Source organism: Moorena sp. SIO4G3, assembly GCF_010692305.1.
GTDB classification, from domain to species: domain Bacteria; phylum Cyanobacteriota; class Cyanobacteriia; order Cyanobacteriales; family Coleofasciculaceae; genus Moorena; species Moorena producens_A.
This window is the reverse complement of the sequence record NZ_JAAHIG010000429.1, coordinates 1-7,032: the sequence shown is the minus strand read 5'-3', so window position 1 is coordinate 7,032 and position 7,032 is coordinate 1. Positions and strand designations below refer to the sequence as shown.

Genomic DNA, 7,032 nt, shown 5'->3' with positions numbered 1-7,032 from the left:
GTACAAGGGGCTTGGGCTTTACTATTAAGTCGTTATAGTGGTGATCTTGATGTGGTATTTGGGGTGACGGTTTCTGGTCGCTCAGCCAGTTTGGATGGGGTGGAGACTATGGTGGGGTTGTTTATCAATACCTTACCATTACGTATCCAAGTATCTCCAGGGGAAAAATTAATAGCTTGGTGGCAACAAATACAACAGTTAATGTCGCAATTACAGACATACTGTTATACTCCCCTGGTAGAAATTCAAGGGATGAGCGAGGTGCCTGGGGGCATCCCGTTGTTTGAGAGTATTCTGGTGTTTGAGAATTATCCAGTTGATAGTTCTTTGTTGAATCAAGAGAGTTTGCTAGAGCTCCAAGAGATAGAGAGTTTTGAACAAACTAATTATCCCCTGACTGTGGTGGCCGCTCCGGGAGAGCAGTTGAGTATTAAGATTATTTACGATCCTGTTCGTTTTGATGAAGATACTATCAGGCGGATGTTGGGACATTTGCAAACCATTTTCTCAGCCATTGTGGAAAATCCCCAACTAGTTGTGGGTGATTTACCTTTGTTGAGTGCAGAGGAACATCATCAACTGTTGGTGGAATGGAATGATACTGCCAGTGACTATCCTACTGATAAATGTATTCATCAGTTATTTGAAGAGCAGGTAGAGAAAACACCGGATGCTATAGCTGTGGTATTTGAACAAGAGCAGTTGACCTACCATCAATTAAATCAAAGGGCTAACCAATTAGCACATCACCTACTTTCAATGGGAGTAGAACCAGAGGTTCTGGTGGGTATTTGTGTGGAACGTTCTGTAGAGATGGTGATGGGACTATTAGGAATACTGAAGGCGGGTGGTGCTTATGTACCCGTTGATCCTAATTATCCTCACCAACGACTGAGTTATATGTTAGAAGATTCCGGTGTTGAAGTGTTGTTGACTCAACAGTCGTTGCTGGAATCGTTGCCACAAAACCAAGCACGGGTGGTTTGTTTGGATAGTGATTGGGGTGCAATTGAGCAATATGGTGGGGTGAATCTTGAAGTTGGGGTTCACTCAGATAATTTGGCTTATGTGATTTATACGTCTGGTTCTACTGGTCAACCTAAAGGAGTTGCCATTGAACATCACAGTCCAGTAGCGTTATGTCATTGGGCAAAACAAACATTTACCACTTCCGAAATGAGTGGAGTTTTGGCGGCTACTTCTATCTGTTTTGATTTATCAGTGTTTGAGTTATTTGTGACCTTGTCTCTAGGAGGCCGAGTAATTTTAGCCCAAAATGCTTTGGATATCACCAACTTGGATACAGCCTCTGAAATAACTTTAATGAATACAGTTCCTTCCGCGATCGCAGAACTTTTAAGGGTTGAGGGTATACCCCCACAGGTGCAAACTGTGAATTTAGCAGGTGAACCTATACAAAATCAAATTGTCCAACAACTTTACCAACATCAAACTATTGAATTTGTCTACAATCTTTATGGTCCTTCAGAAGATACAACTTATTCGACGCAAGCCAAGTTAGTCCAGGGAGCAACTGAGGCACCTTCTATCGGTCGCCCCATCGCCAACACTCAAGTTTACATCTTAGACTCACACCTGCAACCAGTACCGATAGGAGTACCTGGAGAATTATACATAGGAGGTGATGGACTAGCCAGAGGATACCTTAACCGCCAGGAACTAACATCAGAAAAATTCATCCCAAATCCCTTGTGTAATTCCAAATCAGAACGACTTTACAAAACCGGAGACCTAGCGAGATACCTACCAGACGGTAATATTGAATTTCTCGGTCGCATCGATAACCAAGTCAAAATCAGGGGTTTCCGGATCGAACTCGGAGAAATCGAATCGGTTCTATCGAGCCACCCCCAAATCCAACAAACAGTAGTCATTGCCCGAGAAGATATTCCTGGTAACAAACGCTTAGTCGCCTACATAGTCAGTGAGGAAGAATCACTAACCACCAACCAAGTAAGAGAATTCCTTAAACAAAAACTACCAGACTACATGGTGCCCAGTGCTTTTGTTACTTTAGACACCCTCCCGTTAACACCAAACGGCAAAGTAGACCGCAAAGCCCTACCGACACCAGAAGGAGAAATCACCAGAGAAAATGAATACGTAGCACCACGTACCACCATAGAACTTGAACTGACTCAAATATGGTCAGAAGTTTTAAATCTCACCTCTGTTGGAGTACAAGATAACTTCTTTGAATTGGGCGGTAATTCTCTTATTGCTGTCGGTCTCATGTCAAAGATTCAACAACGATTCCACATCAATTTACCTTTAGCAACCCTTTTCCAAAGTCCCACCATTGAACAACTAGCGAGCCTTCTGGGTTCTTCAGTAAATACACAAAACCCCATCTTAGTGGGCATTAAAACCAGTGGAAACCAACCTCCATTATTCTGTATTCACCCTGGTGGTGGCAATGTCCTGTGTTATGCAGACTTAGCTCGTCATTTAGATCAAGATTATCCAGTATATGGTTTACAATCTCTCGGTTTAGATGGGCAACAGCAACCCTTAACTTCTGTTGAGGAGATGGCATCCCATTATATTGAGGCAATAAAACCAATTCAGTCTCAAGGACCGTTACACCTAATAGGCTGGTGTATGGGAGGTTTAATTGCCTATGAAATGGCACAACAATTACAGGCTAAAAATGAGCCAGTGGCTCTTCTAACTTTAATAGACAGTTATGCACCCACTTTAATTCGGAAACCTTCAGAAATAGATCAAGCCATGATAGTAAATCAATTGGCTCAAGATTGGGGAGGTCTCTATGGTCAAGAGTTTGATATATCCCATGAAACACTTAGACAACTTGAACCATCCGAGCAAGTTTTGCATCTATTTGAGCAAGGCAAACAGCAAGGGATATTGCCATCAGACCTAGAAATACAGCAAATGCTGGTTTTATGGGAAGTTTTTAAAGCCAATCTCATTGCCATTTATCATTATCAACCAAAAGCTTATCCAGGTTCACTTCTCCTTCTAAATGCTAGTCAAACTTCCCCAGCAGTAATTGAAGACCCAACCCACGGCTGGGGTTCTCTAGTTTTAGGTGACATCCAAACTCACACTATTACTGGAGACCATTTCACTATTATGAAAGCCCCTAAAGTTGAAGGTCTGACTGCAGAATTTAACAAGTATCTCTTACAAATTAGATAAATTAAAAATACTTAACGAATAAATCATTTTTTTTTACTATCGCGTCTTTTTTGATTGTCAAAAAAAAATACGCGATAATTTATTTTTTATACAGCACTAATTATTCTACAGCTTGGTGCTTTTTTTTTAGGTAATTTTTAACAATCAACACTTCTGGTCGAACCACGTAATAATACAAGTAAGTTAAGCTACTGGTAGACTGATGTAATGTTAAGAAAACCTAAAAAAATATCAACGATACTATGGGTTGTGGTAATAATACTTGTGAGTAGCCTGACCACTACCTGTGGCTTTTTACCAGCCATCACAGCAGAGGCACGCACCTTCCTCAACCTTTCCGTGGACTTCTTAGGGGAGTATCAACTCCCCCAAACGGAATTCACAAATACAGTAGTGGGAGGATTGTCAGGATTGGCCTATGATCGGGAACGCGATCGCTTTTTAGCCGTTTCTGATGATCGTTCTCGATTAGCTCCAGCACGATTCTACACCCTAAAACTAACCTTCAATCCCACCGATACAGGAAACATAGGGATTGAAAACGTAGAAGTGGAAGATGTCACGTTTCTTAAAGATAAAAATGGTGAAACCTTTGTAAGGGGTACCCTGGATCCAGAAGGGATTGCTTGGTCTGGAAAAGATTCTGTCTTTATCTCTAGTGAAGGGGCTACTAATCAAGGCATTGCTCCATTCATTCGGCAGTTTGATATAGCAACAGGACAACAGTTGCAAAATTTAAAAATTCCCCAGCGTTATCTACCGAATGACACTGACCTAGAAACAGTCAGTAATGGTATCCAGGATAACTTAGGATTTGAAGCATTAACCTTAGAACCGATCAGCTTAGCTGCAGCAAGTGGACAAGAGTCATTTCGCTTATTTAGTGCCAGTGAGTACTCCTTACACCAAGACCAGCCAGAAGCAGAGACCGAACAAGCAGCGGGAATTCGTTGGTTGCACTATTTGATTGGAGACGTTACTCCTCCAATGCTGGTTAGTGAACATCTTTACTTACTCGACCAAGACCCCCCTAACACCATTGCTCACGGTTTGACTGAGTTATTAGCAGTGGATACCGCAGGACATTTTCTGAGTTTGGAGCGTACCTATGGTTTATTTGGATTCAGTGCCAAACTTTATCAAGTGGTGACGGGTGGAGCAACCGATACCACCAAGATTGCTAGTCTCAAGGGTAATATTTCCAAGATTAAGCCACTGAAAAAAAAGTTGTTGTTGGATTTGAGTGAATTGGGGATTTACTTAGATAATTTAGAGGGAATGACCCTTGGTCCGCGCTTGAGTGATGGCACTCAGAGTTTAATTTTGGTGAGTGATAATAATTTTAGTGAGGCTCAGGTGACACAGTTTCTGTTGTTTAGGATTAAAGGTTTGAAATAGCCCAAATAAACCAGAGGGATTCCCAAGCTCTCCCGCCGTTTGCTATCAGCTATAGTGCTGGGTACAGGAAATACAGAATAGGGAACTTCAGATCAGGGTAATGATGCGCCCTTGTCAACTAAAGGTTTTAGCAATTGGTCTTGATGCAGAATCCAAACTATAAAGGACTGCATCAAGACAATGTATTGTAAAGATACCAACTGGATCAAACACTACTTCATCCGAAGTTCCCGCTATTCTAAGTTCAACACTTCTGGTAATGACTCATTCTACGGATATCGCTACTTTAGCTCGCTGGATGGCAGCTGATTTTAGTAACCAACAGCAAGCGTTTGAGAATCCACCATTGTATGCTCACATCCGCGTCTGCATGCGTCCTCTACCTTGGTCAGTGCTAGATGGATGTAGCTTGTTCCTTGAGCAAGCTTATGACTATATGCTCAACACCCCCTACCGAGTGCGGGTACTAAAGATTGTTGAGCTAGACGGGCAAATCAAAATCGAAAATTACAAGGTTCAGGATGAAAAACTATTATACGGAGCTTCCCGTGATTTAGAACGTCTAAACTCCCTGAGTGCCCAACAGTTAGAGAAGCTTCCTGGTTGCACGTTCAATGTTACCTGGACTGGTCACAGCTTCAAAGCCGAAGTAGAACCAGGTAAAGCTTGCTTGGTGGTGCGCAATAACAAAGAAACCTATCTCGATAGTAGCTTTGAAGTAATGGAAGAAAAATTGATTAGTCTTGACAGGGGACGTGACCCCCAAACCGATGAACTAGTTTGGGGTTCGATTGCTGGAGCATTTCACTTTGCACCCAGGACTAGCTTCGCTTCAGAAGTGCTGATCCCAACTCCAGAATTTACTGAACTATAGAATTAACTCTTACCGTGGCGGTTTGACTTCAAAAAAGGTTCCATACCAACCACCATTATAACCAAACCGATCAGGTTAGAGTCAAGGGCTTCGTGGAATCCCTAAACACCATAGCTAATGGTTTAATACCTATAAACTAATGTCATGTTCAACAAGTGCCCCAAACCTGATACATTTAGCGAGTAAGGTCACGCAATTTGGATCAACGGACTATAAACTACTAATAACTAATGACTAATCAATAATAACTAATGACTAATCAATAATAACTAATTATGCGAATTGCTTTATTTACTGAAACATTTCTACCCAAAGTTGATGGCATCGTGACCCGGTTGCGCCATACGGTGGAACATTTGCAGCGTAACGGTGACCAAGTGCTAGTTATATGCCCAGAAGGGGGACTAAAAGCCTACAAAGGAGCCAAAATTTACGGTGTTTCTGGCTTTCCCCTACCCTTGTATCCCGAATTAAAGCTAGCCCTGCCACGACCCTCGATTGGTGGGGTATTAGAAGAGTTTCAACCAGATTTGATCCATGTTGTCAACCCAGCAGTATTAGGGTTGGGAGGTCTGTATTATGCCAAGGTGATGAATATTCCCTTGGTTGCTTCCTACCACACCCATTTACCTCAGTACCTCCAGCACTACGGATTGGGTATGCTCGAAGGAGTTATGTGGGAGTTAATTAAGGTTAGTCACAATCAAGCTGAGCTGAATTTGTGTACCTCTAATGCTATGGTACAGGAATTAAGAGACCATGGTGTTGAGCGAGTAGACTTGTGGCAGCGAGGTGTGGATACGGAAACGTTCCAACCAGAGTTAGCTTCATCCCAAATGCGATCGCATCTTTCCCAAGGAAATCCAGACAGCCCCATACTCCTTTATGTAGGCCGTCTTTCTGCTGAAAAAGAAATTGAGCGGATCAAGCTAGTGCTAGAAGCAATTCCCAACGCTTGCCTAGCATTAGTAGGAGATGGACCGCACCGTAAGGAACTAGAAGCACACTTTGCTGGAACCCCGACTCATTTCGTGGGTTACCTTACCGGTACAACCCTCGGGTCTGCCTTTGCCTCTGCTGATGCATTTATCTTTCCTTCTCGGACAGAAACCTTAGGACTAGTCTTACTAGAAGCGATGGCAGCAGGTTGTCCTGTGGTAGCAGCCAACTCTGGAGGAATTCCCGATATTGTCACGGATGGGATGAATGGGTATTTATACGATCCAGCAGATGAGCAAGGAGCGATCGCAGCAACAGTGCGTCTCTTAGCACAACAGCAGGAACGGGAAACTCTGCGCCGCAATGCTAGAGCAGAAGCTGAACGCTGGAGTTGGTCAGCTGCTACACGCCAATTGCAAAATTATTACCAGGCCATCGTGTTTTCCGAATCCATGTCTTCCGCTGCGTGACATAGTCCCACACTGAATCAAAAATTACAGTGTGGGCTTCTTATTACGGTCGATGTCCCCTATTACGGGGAGCACCTCCGCTCCAGAACCGTGCATGAAACTTTCGCCTCACACGGCTCCTGAGTATCTTTTTGACTCCAGTGAATCTGTTGGTGACAACTTTGGTGA

At 43.0% G+C, this 7,032-nt stretch carries 4 protein-coding genes; all 4 read left to right on the top strand.

The window, feature by feature from the left end; all coding sequences use genetic code 11:
• The coding region (locus F6J99_RS38970; protein WP_293121408.1) for a non-ribosomal peptide synthetase at window positions 1-3,183 on the top strand (3,183 nt) is incomplete at its 5' end.
• A gap of 249 nt (window positions 3,184-3,432) precedes the next feature.
• Window positions 3,433-4,581, top strand: a complete 1,149-nt coding sequence (locus F6J99_RS38965; RefSeq protein ID WP_293121407.1) for an esterase-like activity of phytase family protein — start codon at window positions 3,433-3,435, stop codon at window positions 4,579-4,581.
• A 259-nt stretch (window positions 4,582-4,840) separates the two neighbouring features.
• Complete coding sequence (locus tag F6J99_RS38960; protein ID WP_293121406.1) at window positions 4,841-5,455, top strand: chromophore lyase CpcT/CpeT; 615 nt, start codon at window positions 4,841-4,843, stop codon at window positions 5,453-5,455.
• 275 nt (window positions 5,456-5,730) lie between these two features.
• Complete coding sequence (locus tag F6J99_RS38955) at window positions 5,731-6,864, top strand: glycosyltransferase family 1 protein (RefSeq protein WP_293121405.1); 1,134 nt, start codon at window positions 5,731-5,733, stop codon at window positions 6,862-6,864.
• The last annotated feature ends 168 nt before the right edge of the window (window positions 6,865-7,032 follow it).

Bases quoted from the DNA above. Each gene is read 5' to 3' on its own strand.
- F6J99_RS38955 (WP_293121405.1), top strand. From the start codon at position 5,731: ATGCGAATTGCTTTATTTACTGAAACATTTCTACCCAAAGTTGATGGC.
- F6J99_RS38960 (WP_293121406.1), top strand. From the start codon at position 4,841: ATGACTCATTCTACGGATATCGCTACTTTAGCTCGCTGGATGGCAGCT.